Origin of the sequence: Pseudomonas sp. P5_109 (genome assembly GCF_034009455.1) — a bacterium.
Classification (GTDB): Bacteria; Pseudomonadota; Gammaproteobacteria; order Pseudomonadales; family Pseudomonadaceae; genus Aquipseudomonas.
Map to the genome: position 1 here is coordinate 2,104,642 of NZ_CP125380.1, position 16,591 is coordinate 2,121,232.

A 16,591-nucleotide genomic window follows, 5' to 3' on the forward strand; every position below is an offset into this window, starting at 1 on the left:
CGCGCGGCTCAGGCCGGCAGCGGGCGGGTTTCTGGCGTGGTGCTGGCGGCGGGCGCGCTCGGCATGCGAGTCAGGCGCAGCGCGTTCAACACCACGGTCAACGAACTGATCGACATGCCCACCGCCGCCCAGACTGGAGTGATCCAGCCGAGGGCGGCGAAGGGCAGCATGAGGCCATTGTACAACCCTGCCCACAACAGGTTCTCGATAATGACCCGGCGGGTGCGCCGCGCCAGGCTGAAGGCTTGCACCAGCGCGTCGAGGCGGTTGGACAGTAACACGGCATCGGCACTGGTCTTCGCCAGGTCGGTGGCCGAACCCATGGCGACGCTGATATCGGCAGCCGCCAGCACCGGCACGTCATTGACCCCGTCACCCAGCATCAACACCTTGCGGCCTTCTTTATGCAACTGTTGCAGGACCTGCAGTTTATCGTCCGGACGCAAGCCGCCACGGGCTTCATCGATGCCCAGCTCCGCCGCCACGCTGGCGACCATCGGCGAGCTGTCGCCGGACAACAACAGCGTGCGCCAGCCACGTGCCTTGCACGCGTCCAGCAGCGCGGGCGCGTCGGCACGCAGACGATCATCGAGGACGAACCAGGCCAAGGGTCCCTGGCTGTCACCCAGCAGCAGCCATTGGCCGGCTTCTTCGGGCATCGACGGCACCACGGCGCCGCTGAGCTCGCAAACGAATCCTGGCTGGCCGATGCGCAGGCGACGCCCTTCGACCAGCCCCTCCAGGCCAAGGCCCGGGGTGCTGTGGACTTCTTCGGCAGCCATCGGCGCGCGTCCGAAAGCACGGGCGATCGGGTGTTCGGAGCGATTTTCCAGGGCGGCGGCGAGGCCCAGGCATTGATCGCTGTCGAGGGCGCCGAGAGGGCGGATCGAGCGCAGCGCCAGGCGTCCTTCGGTGAGGGTGCCGGTCTTGTCGAAAATCACCGTGTCGATCTGGTTGAGGCCTTCGAGCACATGGCCGCGAGTCAACAGCAGGCCAAGTTTGTGCAGCGTACCGGTGGCGGCGGTGAGGGCAGTCGGTGTGGCCAGTGACAACGCGCACGGGCAGGTCGCCACGAGCATCGCCAGCACAATCCAGAAGGCCCGCGATGAGTCCAGCTCCCACCACAGCAGGCCAATGGCGGCGGCAGCGATCAGCGACAACAGCAGGAACCATTGCGCGGCGCGGTCGGCGATTTCCGCCAGTCGCGGCTTTTCGGCCTGGGCACGATCGAGCAGGCGAACGATGGCCGAGAGGCGAGTGTTCTGGCCCAGGGCCTGAACCTCGACGGTCAGCGCGCCTTCGACGTTCAGGGTGCCGGCGGTGACTGCGTCGCCGAGGGAGCGGGGTTGCGGCAAGTATTCGCCGGTCAGCAGTGACTCGTCGACACTCGACTGACCGTCGAGAATTTTTCCGTCAGCCGGAAGAATGGCGCCGGGATGAACCAGCACCTGATCGCCGACACGCAGTTCGCTGAGCAAAATGCGTTCACTCTGGCCGTCAGGCATCAATCGCAGGCACGAGGCGGGCAACAGGTTTACCAGCTGCGCGGTGGCGGCAGCCGTGCGCTCGCGGGCGCGCCGTTCCAGATAACGCCCGGCGAGCAGAAACAGGGCAAACATGCCGACGGCATCGAAATACAGTTCGCCGACCCCGGTGATCGACGTCCAGATCCCGGCGATGTAGGCGCTGCCAATGGCCAGCGATACCGAAACGTCCATGGTCAGGTGGCGGGTGCGCAGATCGCGCATGGCACCTTTGAAAAACGGCGCGCAGCTGTAGAACACGATCGGGGTGGTGAGGAACAGCGCGACCCAGCGCAGGATGGTGTGCATTTCGGGGCTAAGGTCGATGTTGAATTCAGGCCAGGTGGCCATGGTTGCCATCATCGCCTGGAACCAGAGCAGCCCGGCCACGCCGAGCTGGCGCAGGGCCAGGCGGTTTTCGCTGGCCAGTTGTTCGCTGGCGCGGTCGGCCTGATAGGGGTGTGCGGCATAACCGATCTGGCGCAGTTCGCTGAGGACCTGACTCAGGGGGAGTTGCGCGTCGCTCCAGCGCACGTGCAGGCGATGGTTGGACAGGTTCAGGCGAGCTTCGGCTACCGCCGGCAAGGTGCGCAGGTGTTTTTCGATCAACCAGCCGCAAGCCGCGCAGCTGATGCCTTCCATCAAAAGGGTGGTTTCGGCGAGTTCGCCTTCATGGCGAACGAAGGATTGCTGCACATCGGCACGGTCGTACAGCGCCAGTTCGTCCACCAGTTGCACCGGTAGCGCTTCGGGGTTGGCCGAGGCTTCGCTGCGGTGCTGGTAATAGCTTTCCAGGCCGCCGGCGACGATGGCCTCGGCCACGGCCTGGCAACCCGGGCAGCAGAACTCGCGGGACTCCCCGAGCACGGCGGCGGTGAAGCGGCTGCCGGCCGGGACGGGCAGGGCGCAGTGGTAGCAGGGGAGTGGGGTGGTCATTTCTGTAGCCATGAAAGCCTTTGTGGCGAGGGAGCTTGCTCCCGTTCGGCTGCGAAGCAGTCGTAGTGCTGCGGACTCGCTGTGCCTGAAGAAGCGCAGTTGCAGGTTTTAGGGGCGCTTCGCACCCCAGCGGGAGCAAGCTCCCTCGCCACAGTCGATGGCATGTTTACTTTTTCAGGTCTTCCGCGCCTTGCAACGGTTCGTCACCCAGCAGCAGGTCCTTGTCATGGCTGACCAGTTCCTCTTCGAACATGCGCCAGATGTGCTCGTCCTGGGTGCCGAGCAACTCGACAAAACGCCGGCCTTCGATCTTGTCGCTCAATTGGCCGATGTAGCGGCCCTGTTCGGTGTCGCTGCGGGTCAGGGTGATCTTGCGGTCCTTCTCCGGCTGGGTCGGTGAGATCAGGTTCAGTTCCAGGGTCTGGGGCTGGCTGTCGCCGCTCAGGCGCAAGTCGACTTCGCCGGTCACGTCATCGAGATGAACGCTGGCGCGCATTTTCAGGTTCTGCGCCAACAGCTCACGGTCGAGGGAACGGTTGATGCCTTTGCCGGCTTCGTAGTAGTTGTCGTTGACCAGGTTGTCCGGGTTCTTCACCGCGATGGTCACCATGGACAAGGTCAGCGTCACCGAGCAAGCCAGGATCCCGATGATGATCCACGGCCAGAGGTGCTTGTACCAGGGACTTGCGGCATTTGCAGCGGGCATGTTCAGTTCTCTCAACGATTTTGTGGGCCGATGAACCGGCTCTTGGCTTCAATGTGGATGCTGTCGTCGTCTGCATCCTTGAGGATGAATTTCACCTCGTTGGTGCTCGACGGCAGTTTTTCCGGTGCGACGGACAGCTCGGCCGGCTGGCTGACGATCTCGCCGGCCGCGACCTTGATCTCTCGCCGACCCTGCAATTTGAGATCCGGCAGGCCGGAGGCTTCGAGCAGGTAGGTATGGTCGCGCTGGTCCTTGTTCATGATTTTCAGGCTGTAGACGTTTTCGATCCGGCCTTCGGCGTTCTCGCGGTACAGCACACGGTCCTTGCTGACATCGAAACCCACCAGCGAACGCATGAAGAACGCGGTCACCAGCAAGCTGATCATCGCCAGCAGCACCACCGCATAGCCGATCAGGCGCGGACGCAGTTTATGGGTTTTCTGCCCCGACAGGTTGTGCTCGGTGGTGTAGCTGATCAGCCCGCGCGGGTATTCCATCTTGTCCATGATGGCGTCGCAGGCATCGATGCAGGCGGCGCAACCGATGCATTCGATTTGCAGGCCGTCGCGGATGTCGATACCGGTCGGGCAGACCTGGACGCACATGGTGCAGTCGATGCAGTCACCCAGGCCCTGGGCCTTGTAGTCGACACCTTTCTTGCGCGGGCCACGGCCTTCACCACGGCGCGGGTCGTAGGAAACGATCAGGGTGTCCTTGTCGAACATCACGCTCTGGAAGCGTGCGTACGGGCACATGTAGATGCACACCTGTTCACGCAGCCAGCCGGCGTTGCCGTAAGTGGCGAGGGTGAAGAACCCGACCCAGAAATACGACCAGCCATCCGCCTGGCCGGTGAAGAAGTCGAAAACCAGTTCGCGGATCGGCGAGAAGTAGCCGACGAAGGTCATGCCGGTGACGAAGCCGATCAACAGCCACAGGCTGTGCTTGCTGAATTTTCGCAGGAACTTGTTGGCGCTCATCGGCGCCTTGTCGAGCTTGATACGTTGGTTGCGATCACCTTCGGTGACTTTTTCGCACCACATGAAGATCCAGGTCCAGACGCTTTGCGGGCAGGTATAGCCGCACCAGACCCGTCCGGCGTACACGGTGATGAAGAACAGGCCGAACGCGGCGATGATCAACATGCCGGACAGCAGAATGAAGTCCTGGGGCCAGAAGGTGGCGCCGAAAATGAAGAACTTGCGCTCAGGCACGTTCCACCACACGGCCTGATGGCCGCCCCAGTTCAGCCACACCGTGCCGAAATACAGCAGGAACAGCACGGCGCCGCCGGCCATCCGCAGGTTGCGAAACAGGCCGGTGAAGGCGCGGGTATAGATTTTTTCCCTGGAGGCGTAGAGGTCGACGCTGTTGTTCGCGTTCTTGGCGGGTGGAGTGACGTCGTGTACCGGAATCTGGTTGCTCATCATTGCATCCCACGGCAGTGGAAAAGTGCCTCGGTCAGTACATGCCGACCGCGGTCAAAAAGGGGTGTTGCAGTGGCGCAATGATACGCCTGTCGCTCTAGCCTGCGGGTGCGACCTTTGGTCGCGTTGGGTAAAAATCCCGGATGGTGTAGCGAATGTAACAAAACGTGATCTGAGTCAATTGACTTGTGAAGTATGGACGGTTTTCAGGTAGGGCGAGCGATATCGCTCAAGTGGACGCGCAGTGTGTGGTTGCGCTTAGTGTGAGCGGCGGATCGGCGATTGCCAGGGTGCGGGACGCGCGGGAAATATCTTTACTTGGTTGTATTCGTCTGAATCTTTGAAGTTTTGTTTCTTGTCGAATAATTTAAAAGTCCACTGCGGATGATTTTTTGTTCGCGTGTTATTAATTCTATGGATGGAATTCGACGCTATGTTTACTCATGCAAGTATCAAGTTTTTTGCCTGCCTGCTGTTGTTCTCGGCATCCAGTGTTGTGCAGGCGGTGGAAGGAATGCCGCTTCATATGGTTTTTGCCTCTGATCCGCAATATCCATGGACAGAGAAGTCCGATAGTGGCGAGCCCGAGTCCGCTGCAGACTTTGAAAAACGTTCCAGATGGCTGCTCGATAGCCAGTTTGCGAGCATTGCCGACTTCCGTATGAAACATGGCGCGCCGTCACAAGTGCCCTTGATGATCAATGGCGACATGACAGCGTTTGGTCATGGATGGCAGCGCTCCTACCTTGAGTCGACATTGAATAAATACTTTGCAGGTGATTACCTTTATGGTCTGGGTAATCACGACTATCAGAATAATGTTGATGATTGTTTTAGTAATAGCTGCGCTGCTGGCAGTATCGTGGAGTTCAAGGAGCACCACTTGGGTAAAGTCGACGAGATTGATCTGCGTATAACCGGAGAAGCGCTCTACAGGTTGTATTCGGGCAGTCTCGCTTACTCAAAAAATATAGGCGAGGTTCATATGGTTCAGTTGAATAATGAGCCGACTTACAGAACCCGCATATCTCATGTGTTGAATCCGACGACATTCGAAATCACCAGTTCGCTCGACTGGTTGGAGAAAGATCTCAAGGCTGCCCGGGCTCAGGGCTACGCGATCATCATCAACATGCATAAGCCGGACGGAATGATGGGGGATTGGGAGCAAGTCAAACGCTTCCGGGAAATGGTCGCCAGGTATGAGGTCACGGCCATCTTCGCGGGTCACTACCATCAGGACGGAGGCCAAGCCTCCAACCTGAACGGTGTGCCGATGTTTCTCAGCGGTGGCGCTTCTCAGGAGACTTACCTGGTTGCCAGTTTTTCCGAGGATCGCAAGCAACTGCATGTCAGCCTGGTGAAGAACAACGATTGGCAGGCGCGTCAGTTGATCCAGACGGTGCCCGTGAAATCGATTTTTGCCAGCCGCCCATGAAAAAGGTTCTTCACGCAATCCCGGGAAACACCGATAACGCAATACCTGTAGGAGCCGGCTTGCCGGCGATGGACTCAAGTGCGCCGCGTTTATCCGGTCACACGCGTTATCGTTAACGACCATCGCTGGCAAGCCAGCTCCTACAGAGGCCGAGTCCTGGTCGAAAATGAAATGATCTCCCAACCAGAGAAAGCCAACAAAAAGGCCGCGCCAGATTCACTGGCGCGGCCTTTGTTGTTACCGAAAGCGCAGGTCTTACTGAGCCTCGGCTTCCGCAGCTTTTTCGCCGTGAGACAGGCTGTAGACGTAAGCGGCCAGCAGGTGAACCTTGTCGTTACCCTGCATTTGCTCTTGCGCAGGCATCTGGCCCTGACGGCCGTAACGGATGGTCTGCTGCAGTTGAGCAAAGCTCGAACCGTAGATGAACGCGGCCGGGTGAGTCAGGTTAGGTGCGCCCATCGCTGGCGTACCTTTGCCTTCCGGACCGTGGCACGCCACGCAGTTGGTGGCGAACAGTTTCTGCCCGGCAACCGGGTCGGCCTTGGTGCCTTCCGGCAGCTTGCGGCCATCGAGGTTGGTCAGGACAAACGCGGCCACGTCGGCCACGCCTTGCTCGCCGATCACTTCAGCCCACGCCGGCATCACCGCGTGACGGCCGCCCATGATGGTGGTCTTGATGGTTTCCGGCTCGCCGCCCCAGCGCCAGTCGGCGTCGGTCAGGTTAGGGAAACCATAGGCGCCCTTGGCGTCGGAACCGTGGCAAACCGAGCAGTTGGAAGCGAACAGGCGACCACCCATTTTCAGGGCTTGCGGGTCCTTGGCCACTTCTTCGATGGGCATGGCAGCGAACTTGGCGAAGATCGGACCGAACTTGGCGTCCGACTTGGCCATTTCCTTTTCCCACTCGTGAACGCCGGTCCAGCCGGTCTGGCCGTTGGCGAACGGGGTCTGCTTCTCGTTGTCGAGGTAGCCGTAACCCGGCAGCAGGCCTTTCCAGTTACCCAGGCCCGGATACAGCGCCAGGTAGCCCAGTGCGAAGATGATGGTGCCCACGAACAGCATGAACCACCATTTCGGCAGCGGGTTGTCGTACTCCTCGATCCCGTCGAAGGAGTGCCCGACCGTCTCGTCCGTCTGTTCGCTGCGCTGGCCCTTGCGGGTCGACAGCAGCAGCCAGGTCAGGGCGAAGATCGTACCGAGACTGAGGACTGTGACGTACAGACTCCAGAATGTAGTCATTCTTTGTTACTCCTAGAAGCTTGCTCGACGTGCTTGATGGCTTCGGGATCATCCGCGAAAGGCAGCAAGGTCGCGTCTTCAAACTCCGACTTGCGCTTGGGGCTGAACACCCACAGTGCCAGTCCAATGAAGGCCACCATCACGACAACGGTGCCCAGGCCACGAATCATCCCGATATCCATCTAATTCACCGTTTGCTTTTGATGATGGTGCCCAGGCCTTGCAGATAGGCCACCAGCGCGTCCATTTCGGTTTTGCCCTTCACTGCGTCTTTTGCACCGGCGATGTCTTCGTCGGTGTAAGGGACGCCGAGCGTGCGCAAGACTTCCATTTTCTTCGCAGTGTCCTTGCCGTCGAGCTTGTTTTCCACGAGGAACGGGTAGGCCGGCATTTTCGACTCGGGCACTACGTTGCGCGGGTTGTACAAGTGCGCACGCTGCCAGTCATCGGAGTAACGACCGCCGACACGGGCCAGGTCCGGACCGGTACGCTTGGAACCCCACAGGAACGGGTGGTCCCAGACGCTTTCACCGGCGACCGAGTAGTGGCCGTAGCGTTCGGTTTCAGCACGGAACGGACGGATCATCTGCGAGTGGCAGCCGACACAACCGTTGGCGATATAAACGTCCCGGCCTTCCAGTTCAAGGGCGGTGCGGGGCTTCATGCCCTCGACCGGCTTGTTGGTGACGTCCTGGAAAAACAGCGGAACGATCTGGGTCAGGCCGCCGACACTGACGGCGATGACCATGAAGAAGGCCAGCAGGCCAATGTTCTTCTCGACTGCTTCATGCTTCATCAGTGAGCTCCAACTACGGCGATCTGTTCGGCGGCTTTGGCTTCAGCCGGGTTCGAGGCGCGTACGGTACGGAAGACGTTGTAGGCCATGAACAGCATGCCGGAGGCGAAGAACGCACCGCCCAGGGCGCGAACGATGAAGCCTGGGTGGCTGGCTTGCAGCGCTTCGACGAACGAGTAGGTGAGGGTGCCGTCATCGTTGATTGCACGCCACATCAGGCCCTGGGTGATGCCGTTGACCCACATCGAAGCGATGTAGAGCACGGTACCGATGGTTGCGAGCCAGAAGTGGGTGTTGATCAGGCCGGTGCTGTGCATCTGCGCACGACCGAACAGTTTCGGGATCATGTGGTAGATCGCGCCGATCGAGATCATTGCTACCCAGCCCAGAGCGCCGGCGTGTACGTGGCCGATGGTCCAGTCGGTGTAGTGCGACAGGGAGTTCACGGTCTTGATGGCCATCATCGGGCCTTCGAAGGTCGACATGCCGTAGAACGCCAGGGAGACCACCAGGAAGCGCAGGATCGGGTCGGTGCGCAACTTATGCCAGGCGCCCGACAGGGTCATCATGCCGTTGATCATGCCGCCCCAGCTCGGAGCCAGCAGGATGATCGACATCGCCATGCCCAGGGACTGAGCCCAGTCCGGCAGTGCGGTGTAGTGCAGGTGGTGCGGACCGGCCCAGATGTACAGGGTGATCAGTGCCCAGAAGTGCACGATCGACAGGCGATAGGAGTAGATCGGGCGCTCGGCCTGTTTCGGCACGAAGTAGTACATCATCCCCAGGAAACCGGTGGTCAGGAAGAAGCCCACGGCGTTGTGGCCGTACCACCACTGGATCATCGCGTCCGTCGCACCCGAGTAGGCCGAATAGGACTTGAACAGGCTGACCGGCAGCGACATGTGGTTGACGATGTGCAGCATCGCGGTCACGACGATGAACGCGCCGTAGAACCAGTTACCCACATAGATGTGCTTGGTCTTGCGCTTGACGATGGTGCCGAAGAACACCAGACCGTAGGTGACCCAGACAATGGCCAGCAGAATAGCCAGGGGCCATTCCAGTTCCGCGTATTCCTTGGTGGTGGTGTAACCCAGCGGCAAGGTAACGATGGCGCCGATGATCACCGCTTGCCATCCCCAGAAGTGGAAGGCGGCGAGGCTGTCGGAAATCAGTCGCGTTTGGCAGGTTCGCTGCACGACGTAATAAGAAGTGGCAAACAGTGCACATCCACCGAAGGCGAAAATCACCAGGTTGGTGTGCAGCGGGCGCAGGCGTCCAAAGCTCGTCCATGGCAGACCGAAGTTCAACTCCGGCCAGACCAGTTGCGAGGCGATGAAGACACCGAGCCCCATGCCAAGGATCCCCCAGACCACCGTCATGATGGCGAACTGGCGGACTACCTTATAGTTATAAGCAGTCGGACTGATTGCTGTGCTCATTCTAAGGTTCCACGGTTTGGGTGTTTTATTAGGATTAAAAATCGGCCGCAAGTATGGAGAAAGCAAGGGGTCATTGCAACGCGCCATGACCTGGGTCAATGCTTTCAAATGCTGATTCTGCGGCCTTTCCATGCACCGCGTAAGGACAAATTTGCCCGTGGGCAAAATGTCCTGGCGGACTGATCAGGCGAGGGGGTCAGGTCGGATGTAACGGGGTGTGTTCAAACGCAACCTTTGGCTGACCGAAGGCAACTGGCGCGACAGCCGGTATCTACCAGCCTTTGCGGCCTGTCATCGGGCAGATTTGTCGAACACATCGTTCAGGGTCGACCTGGAACCGGCACCGGCCAGTCCGCATCGGGGGAAGCTTAGACCCGAATTCGGTGATCCGAAAGAAAGTCTATGCGAGGGTGCGACAATGGGTCGCAAAGGGGCAGGGAACTGCCGCATCCGGGAGAATGCGGCAGCAGAGCGGTCGGGATTTACTTGCGGTTGTCTTCAGCCTGCAGGCGCTCGGTATTCAAACCGTGGGACAGGCTGTACACATACGCGGCCAGCAATTGCACCTTGTCGTTGCCGAGCAGTTCGTTTTGCGCCGGCATATGGCCCTGGCGACCATGGCGAATCGTTTGTTCAAGCTGCGTCAGGCTGGTGCCGTAAATGAACCCGGCCGGGTGCGTGAGGTTCGGCGCGCCCATGGCTTCGGTGCCCTGGCCATTAGCTCCGTGACAGGCGACGCAAGTAGTGCTGAACGCTTGCTGTCCGGCCGGAAGGTCGGCTTTGCTGTCGGCAGGCAGCGGCAGGCCGGCCAGATCATGGCGCACATAAGCGGCGACGTTCTTCACACCGGCTTCGCCCAGGACTTCGCCCCAGGCTGGCATCATCGCCATCCGGCCGCCCATGATGGTGGCCTTGATCGTTTCGGCCGCGCCGCCCCAGCGCCAGTCGCTGTCGCTCAGGTTGGGGAAGCCGAATGCACCCTTGGCGTCCGAGCCGTGGCACACCGAGCAGTTGGAGGCAAACAGGCGGCCGCCCATTTTCAGTGCCTGCGGGTCCTTGGCCACTTCTTCTACTGGCATCGCTGCGAATTTGGCGAAGATCGGTCCGAACTTCGCGTCAGCCTTGGCCATCTCCTTTTCCCATTCGTGCACGCCGGTCCAGCCGTTCTCGTAGCCGGGCAGGATGCCTTTCCAGTTGCCCAGGCCCGGGTAAAGAATCAGGTAGCCGACGGCAAACACCAGCGTGCCGGCGAACAGCATGAACCACCATTGCGGCAGCGGGTTGTCGTACTCCTCGATGCCGTCGAAGCTGTGGCCCATGGTCTGGTCGACGCTGCCTTTGGTTTCGCCCTTGCGGGTGCCGATCAGCAGCCAGGTCAGGCCGATCAGGCTGCCGATGGTCAGTACGCAGATCCACGTACTCCAGAAGGTGGTCATGGCCGGGTACTCCTTGTTGCTGATTCTTCGGTGGTGTCGGGTTGTGGCTCGTCGGCGAAGGGCAGCAGGCGCGCTTCGGCGAATTCCGGGCTGCGCTTGCTGTTGAATACCCACAGGGTCAAGCCGACGAAGGCCACGAACACCACGACGGTGCCGAGACCGCGGATCATTCCAGTGCTCAATTCAAACATTGCTCACCTCTTGCTCTTGATGGCAGTGCCGAGCACTTGCAGGTAGGCGACCAGCGCGTCCATCTCGCTCTTGCCCTTGAGCGAAGCGACGGCACCGGCGATGTCTTCGTCGGTGTACGGCACGCCCAGGGTGCGCATGGCCTTGATCTTGGTTTCGGTATGACTGCTGTCGAGCTGATTGGCCACCAGCCACGGGTAGGCCGGCATCTTCGACTCCGGCACGACGTTGCGCGGGTTGTACAAGTGCGCGCGGTGCCAGTCATCCGAGTAGCGCGCGCCGACCCGCGCCAGGTCCGGCCCGGTGCGCTTCGAGCCCCACAGGAACGGGTGATCCCAGACGCTTTCGCCGGCCACAGAGTAGTGACCGTAACGTTCGGTTTCGGCGCGGAACGGGCGGATCATCTGCGAGTGACACCCGACACAGCCTTCGCGGATATAGATGTCGCGACCTTCCAGTTGCAGTGCGGTGTAGGGCTTCATGCCTTCCACCGGTTTGTTGGTCACGTCCTGGAAGAACAGCGGGACGATCTGGGTCAGGCCTCCGATGCTCACGGCCAGGATCATCAGCAGCAGCAACAGGCCGACGTTTTTCTCGATAGTTTCGTGTTTCATGGCGGACTCCTCAGGCCATCTGCGCGGCAGCGGCGACGTCGGCAGGCTGCGAGGCCCGCACGGTGCGCCAGGTGTTGTAGGCCATCAGGAACATGCCGCTGAGGAAGATCGCACCACCCACCAGCCGCACGACGAAGCCAGGGTGGCTGGCCACCAGGGTCTCGACGAAGGAGTAGGTCAGCGTGCCGTCTTCGTTCACCGCACGCCACATCAGGCCCTGGGCGATACCGTTGACCCACATCGAGGCGATGTACAGAACGGTGCCGATGGTGGCGAGCCAGAAGTGCGCGTTGATCAGGCCGATGCTGTGCATCTGCTCGCGTCCGAAGACTTTCGGAATCATGTGGTACAGCGCGCCGATGGAGATCATCGCCACCCAGCCCAAGGCGCCTGCGTGTACGTGGCCGATGGTCCAGTCGGTGTAGTGGGAGAGGGCGTTGACTGTCTTGATCGCCATCATCGGTCCTTCGAAGGTCGACATGCCGTAGAACGCCAGGGACACCACGAGGAAGCGCAGGATCGGGTCGCTGCGCAACTTATGCCAGGCGCCCGACAGGGTCATCATGCCGTTGATCATCCCGCCCCAGCTTGGCGCCAGCAGGATCAACGACATCACCATGCCCAGCGACTGCGCCCAGTCCGGCAGCGCGGTGTAGTGCAAGTGGTGCGGGCCGGCCCAGATGTACAAAGTGATCAGCGCCCAGAAGTGCACGATCGACAGGCGATAGGAGTAGACCGGACGCTCGGCCTGTTTCGGCACGAAGTAATACATCATGCCGAGGAAACCGGCGGTGAGGAAAAAGCCCACGGCGTTGTGCCCGTACCACCATTGCACCATGGCGTCGGTGGCACCGGAGTACAGCGAGTAGGACTTGGTGAAGCTGACCGGCAATTCCAGGTTGTTGACGATGTGCAGGATCGCCACGGTGATGATGAACGCACCGAAGAACCAGTTACCGACATAGATGTGCTTGGTCTTGCGCTGCATGATCGTGCCGAAGAACACGATGGCGTAGGCAACCCAGACGATGGTGATCAGGATATCGATCGGCCATTCCAGCTCGGCGTATTCCTTGGAACTGGTGTAGCCCAGCGGCAGGCTGATGGCCGCCAGCAGGATCACCAGTTGCCAGCCCCAGAAACAGAACGCGGCGATTTTTGGCGCAAACAATTGTGTCTGGCAGGTGCGTTGCACCGAGTAGAAAGAACTGGCGAACAGGGCGCAGCCGCCAAAGGCGAAGATCACCGCGTTGGTGTGCAACGGGCGCAAGCGACCGAAGCTGGTCCACGGCAAATTGAAGTTGAGTTCGGGCCAGACCAACTGGGCCGCGAGAAAAACCCCGAGCCCCATGCCGACGATGCCCCACACCACCGTCATAATGGCGAATTGGCGGACCACCTTGTAGTTGTAGGCGGTACTGATAGAAGTGTTCATGGTTCCCCATCCACGGTTCAGCCGAAGTGAGTGCGGCAGCGCATCCTTCGCCTGGAGTTATAGGCAGACTAAAAGCGAGGCAAGCATGGACAAACAGCACAAGGCCGGTATTGACGGGGATCAATGGGCGCAGTGCGTGCGGGATCATGGATGGTTGTGGAATGCCGCCAGCGGCAAGGCTGCGGCGACGCTGATCCTCGCCCATGGCGCCGGCGCACCGATGGACAGCGACTGGATGAGCGGCATGGCTGCACGCCTCGCCGCGCAAGGCGTCAACGTGTTGCGTTTCGAATTTCCCTACATGGCACAGCGGCGCATCGATGGTGGCAAGCGCCCGCCGAACCCGGCACCGAAACTGCTGGAATGCTGGCGTGAGGTGTATGCCCAGGTGCGACGTCATGTCACTGGGCCGCTGGCCATCGGCGGCAAGTCCATGGGTGGGCGCATGGCCAGTCTGCTGGCTGATGAGTTGGGCGCGGATGCGCTGGTGTGCCTGGGTTATCCGTTCTATGCAGTGGGCAAGCCGGAGAAGCCACGGGTCGAACATCTGGCTTCTTTGAAAACCCGCACGTTGATTGTGCAGGGCGAGCGCGATGCGCTGGGTAATCGTGAGGCGGTCGAGGGTTATGTGCTGTCACCGAGTATCGAGGTGTTCTGGCTGGCGGCGGGGGATCATGATTTGAAACCGTTGAAGGCTTCGGGGTTTAGCCATGAGCAGCATTTGGCGGCTGCGGCTGGGAAGGTAACCGCATTTCTGCAATGAGATTTGCAGTGCCAGTCAGGCCCTCTTCGCGAGCAAGCCCGCTCCCACATTTGGAATGCATTTCAATTGTGGGAGCGGGCTTGCTCGCGAAGAGGCCAGGACGGGCAACATCATTTCCGACGAGACAATAAAAACCCGGAAGCTTTCGCTGTCCGGGTTTTTGTCATTCCAGCCTCTATCAGCGGTTGAACCGCTCCACCAACGAATACTGGGTATTGGCAGTCTTGGTCAGCTCTTCACTGAGCAACGCCGAGTTCTGCGCCTGTTCCGAAGTCTGGTCCGCCAACTGGGAAATGTTGCTGATGTTGCGGCTGATTTCTTCAGCCACGGCACTTTGCTCTTCGGTCGCGGCAGCGATCTGGGTGGTCATGTCGGTGATGTTGGCCACCGCTTCGCTGATCCCCACCAGAGCCTGGTCCGCTTCCAGTACCCGCGCTACACCTTCTTCGGCCTGACGATGCCCGGCTTCCATGGTCTGCACGGCGGTGCCGGCGGTTTGCTGGAGCTTGGCGATCAGCGCATGGATCTGCCCGGTGGACTCGCTGGTGCGTTGCGCCAGCTGACGGACTTCGTCGGCCACCACCGCAAAACCACGACCCATCTCGCCGGCCCGGGCCGCTTCGATGGCGGCGTTCAACGCCAGCAGGTTGGTCTGGTCGGCGATGCCTTTGATCACGTCGACCACACCACCGATTTCGTTGCTGTCCTTGGCCAGTTGGGTCACGGTCACGCCGGTTTCACCGACCACCACCGACAGGCGCTGGATGGCTTCGCGGGTTTCCCCGGCGATGTCGCGACCACGACCGGTCAGGCGATTGGCTTCCTGGGTGGCGTCGGCGGTGCGTTGTACGTGGCTGGCGACTTCCTGGGTAGTCGCGGCCATCTGGTTGACCGCAGTGGCCACTTGCTCGGTCTCGACCCGTTGACGTTCCAGGCCGCTGGAGCTGTTGTGCGCCAGGGCATCGGATTGCCGGGCCTGATCGGTCAGGTGTTCGGCCGTGTCCTGCAGACGCGTCAGGCAGGTTTTCAGGCGCGCTTCCTGACTGAGGATCGACATCTCCAGGCGCGCCTGGTCGCCGCGACTGTCGGTGTACATCTGTGCGATCAACGGGTCGGACGTGGTCTGCTCGGCCAGGCGCAGCAAGCGCTTGAGGCCACGCTGTTGCCACCGCAGGCCCATAAGGCCCAGTGGCACCGAAAGACCGGCCGCCAGGGCAAAACCCCAATGGGAGTTCAGCGATGCACCGATCATGAAGCTCAACTGGCTGACCAGAATGAACGGCAACCAGTCCTGCAGGATCGGCAACCATTTATCCGAAGAGGGAATGGCCGACTTGCCCTGGTTGATGCGTTGGTAGAGCGCTTCGGCGCGGCGGATCTGTTCGGCGGTGGGCTTGACCCGCACCGACTCGTAACCGGTCACCTGTTTGCCTTCGAAGATCGGTGTCACATAGGCGTTCACCCAGTAATGATCACCGGTCTTGCAGCGATTCTTGACAATGCCCATCCATGGCAAGCCTTGTTTCAGCGTGGCCCACATGTGTGCGAACACCGCGGCCGGGACGTCGGGGTGACGGACCAGGTTGTGCGGTGCACGGATCAACTCCTCTCGGGAAAACCCGCTGATCTCGACGAAGGCGTCGTTGCAGTAGGTGATCATGCCCTTGGCATCGGTGGTGGAAATCAACCGTTGCTGAGCCGGGAAGGTCCGCTCGCGTTGTGTAATTGGCTGGTTGTTACGCATGGCTTTTTTAATCCGCAAGGCTTTCAAGTGCTGTATCGGCAAGATCGGCGGATTGTTGAGATTATTTTTCGATAATCAGCGATGCGTCGCAAAATGACCCTTGCGTCAGCCGACGAGCATCGGATAGGTGAACAGGCCGAAGTGCAGCAGGTTCAGGCCGAAGTGGCAGGCAACGGCAGCAGCCAGTCCGCCGAAACGGTAGGCCAGGCCATAGCCGATCCCGGCCAGGCTGGCCAGCAAGACCCATTGCCATCCTGCCCCGACATGCGCCAGGCCGAAGATCAACGAAGCCAGGAGCAGGGCCAGGTTTTCGCCATGGCGCAGGTTTTTCAGGCAACGGCTCAGGCCACCCTGGATGTAGCCGCGGAACAGCGCTTCCTCGACCAGGGTCACCAGCAGCAGATTGTTCAGTAGCCACAACCAGGCTTGATCCGGCCATTTCGGCGCCCAGGCGATGACGCCCAGCAACAGCGCGCCGCCCAACGCCAGCACGGTGCTCAGGGGCAGTGCCAGTGCGGTGGCATACAGCGATAGCCGAAGTGAACGGCGGCCGGCAATCCACGGGCAAACCAGCAACAACCAGAAGCCGATCAGCGGTTTGTCCAGGTTCAGGTGCATGGCGAATGACACGGCATCATCGGTAAAACGCTGGGGATCGATAACGCGACCGTTATAGAAGCCGGGTAGCCAATGCGTCGCCAAGGCCAAGGCCAGGACGATGAACAGGCCATGGCCAAGGTAGCGGGCAAAAGGGATGTAGTGTTGGCGGACGGCGACACCTGCGACCAGCAACAGGAACACCGGGATTGCCGAGAGCCAGCCAAGGTGGCCGTAGGTCAGCGCCAGGCCGTAGCCGAAGGAAAGCAGGGCCAGAAACGTCCATGGCAGGGCAAGCATGTGAAG

Annotated in this window: 15 protein-coding genes; 2 read left to right on the plus strand and 13 right to left on the minus strand. The window is 60.5% G+C overall.

Annotated features, from left to right (window positions below; all coding sequences use genetic code 11):
• Window positions 1-8: 8 nt before the first annotated feature.
• The 3 genes from QMK54_RS09510 to ccoG all read right to left on the minus strand — a co-directional run bounded on the left by QMK54_RS09510 (window position 9) and on the right by ccoG (window position 4,592).
• A complete protein-coding gene (locus QMK54_RS09510) occupies window positions 9-2,459 on the minus strand; it encodes a heavy metal translocating P-type ATPase (protein WP_110662432.1) in 2,451 nt (816 codons plus the stop codon).
• A gap of 166 nt (window positions 2,460-2,625) precedes the next feature.
• Entirely contained in the window at window positions 2,626-3,165 is a 540-nt protein-coding gene (locus QMK54_RS09515; RefSeq protein WP_110659715.1) for a FixH family protein, read from the minus strand.
• Between the two features lie 11 nt (window positions 3,166-3,176).
• A complete protein-coding gene (gene ccoG, locus QMK54_RS09520) occupies window positions 3,177-4,592 on the minus strand; it encodes a cytochrome c oxidase accessory protein CcoG (protein WP_110659714.1) in 1,416 nt (471 codons plus the stop codon).
• Window positions 4,593-5,025: 433 nt separating this feature from the next.
• Between ccoG and QMK54_RS09525 the strand changes: the two genes are divergently transcribed.
• Window positions 5,026-6,030 (plus strand): metallophosphoesterase family protein, encoded by a 1,005-nt coding sequence (locus QMK54_RS09525; protein ID WP_320402400.1) that lies wholly within the window; start codon window positions 5,026-5,028, stop codon window positions 6,028-6,030.
• A 255-nt stretch (window positions 6,031-6,285) separates the two neighbouring features.
• On the opposite strand, the gene ccoP (QMK54_RS09530) is transcribed toward QMK54_RS09525, so the two are convergent.
• The 8 genes from ccoP (QMK54_RS09530) to ccoN (QMK54_RS09565) form a co-directional block, all read right to left on the minus strand.
• Entirely contained in the window at window positions 6,286-7,269 is a 984-nt protein-coding gene (gene ccoP, locus QMK54_RS09530; RefSeq protein WP_110659712.1) for a cytochrome-c oxidase, cbb3-type subunit III, read from the minus strand.
• Window positions 7,266-7,451, minus strand: coding sequence for a CcoQ/FixQ family Cbb3-type cytochrome c oxidase assembly chaperone (locus QMK54_RS09535; RefSeq protein ID WP_003175465.1), 186 nt, complete (start codon window positions 7,449-7,451; stop codon window positions 7,266-7,268). Before QMK54_RS09535 ends, ccoP (QMK54_RS09530) begins: the two co-directional genes overlap by 4 nt.
• 5 nt (window positions 7,452-7,456) lie before the next feature.
• Window positions 7,457-8,065: a cytochrome-c oxidase, cbb3-type subunit II gene (gene ccoO / locus QMK54_RS09540; protein ID WP_007905434.1), complete on the minus strand. Its 609-nt coding sequence runs from the start codon at window positions 8,063-8,065 to the stop codon at window positions 7,457-7,459.
• A complete protein-coding gene (gene ccoN / locus QMK54_RS09545; protein WP_110659711.1) occupies window positions 8,065-9,507 on the minus strand; it encodes a cytochrome-c oxidase, cbb3-type subunit I in 1,443 nt (480 codons plus the stop codon). The genes ccoO (QMK54_RS09540) and ccoN (QMK54_RS09545) overlap by 1 nt, the downstream gene beginning before the upstream one ends.
• 482 nt (window positions 9,508-9,989) lie before the next feature.
• Window positions 9,990-10,943 (minus strand): cytochrome-c oxidase, cbb3-type subunit III, encoded by a 954-nt coding sequence (gene ccoP / locus QMK54_RS09550; protein ID WP_110659710.1) that lies wholly within the window; start codon window positions 10,941-10,943, stop codon window positions 9,990-9,992.
• Window positions 10,940-11,134 (minus strand): cbb3-type cytochrome oxidase subunit 3, encoded by a 195-nt coding sequence (locus QMK54_RS09555; RefSeq protein ID WP_110659709.1) that lies wholly within the window; start codon window positions 11,132-11,134, stop codon window positions 10,940-10,942. Before QMK54_RS09555 ends, ccoP (QMK54_RS09550) begins: the two co-directional genes overlap by 4 nt.
• A gap of 3 nt (window positions 11,135-11,137) precedes the next feature.
• Window positions 11,138-11,746, minus strand: coding sequence for a cytochrome-c oxidase, cbb3-type subunit II (gene ccoO, locus QMK54_RS09560; protein ID WP_102698752.1), 609 nt, complete (start codon window positions 11,744-11,746; stop codon window positions 11,138-11,140).
• Window positions 11,747-11,756: 10 nt separating this feature from the next.
• Entirely contained in the window at window positions 11,757-13,181 is a 1,425-nt protein-coding gene (gene ccoN / locus QMK54_RS09565; protein ID WP_110659708.1) for a cytochrome-c oxidase, cbb3-type subunit I, read from the minus strand.
• 85 nt (window positions 13,182-13,266) lie between these two features.
• On the opposite strand from ccoN (QMK54_RS09565), the gene QMK54_RS09570 reads away from it, so the two are divergent.
• Window positions 13,267-13,944, plus strand: a complete 678-nt coding sequence (locus QMK54_RS09570) for an alpha/beta family hydrolase (protein WP_110659707.1) — start codon at window positions 13,267-13,269, stop codon at window positions 13,942-13,944.
• A 178-nt stretch (window positions 13,945-14,122) separates the two neighbouring features.
• On the opposite strand, the gene QMK54_RS09575 is transcribed toward QMK54_RS09570, so the two are convergent.
• Together QMK54_RS09575 and QMK54_RS09580 are read right to left on the minus strand one after the other, a co-directional pair.
• Window positions 14,123-15,688, minus strand: coding sequence for a methyl-accepting chemotaxis protein (locus tag QMK54_RS09575; RefSeq protein ID WP_223593557.1), 1,566 nt, complete (start codon window positions 15,686-15,688; stop codon window positions 14,123-14,125).
• A 105-nt stretch (window positions 15,689-15,793) separates the two neighbouring features.
• Complete coding sequence (locus QMK54_RS09580; protein ID WP_320402401.1) at window positions 15,794-16,585, minus strand: CPBP family intramembrane glutamic endopeptidase; 792 nt, start codon at window positions 16,583-16,585, stop codon at window positions 15,794-15,796.
• Window positions 16,586-16,591: the final 6 nt, after the last annotated feature.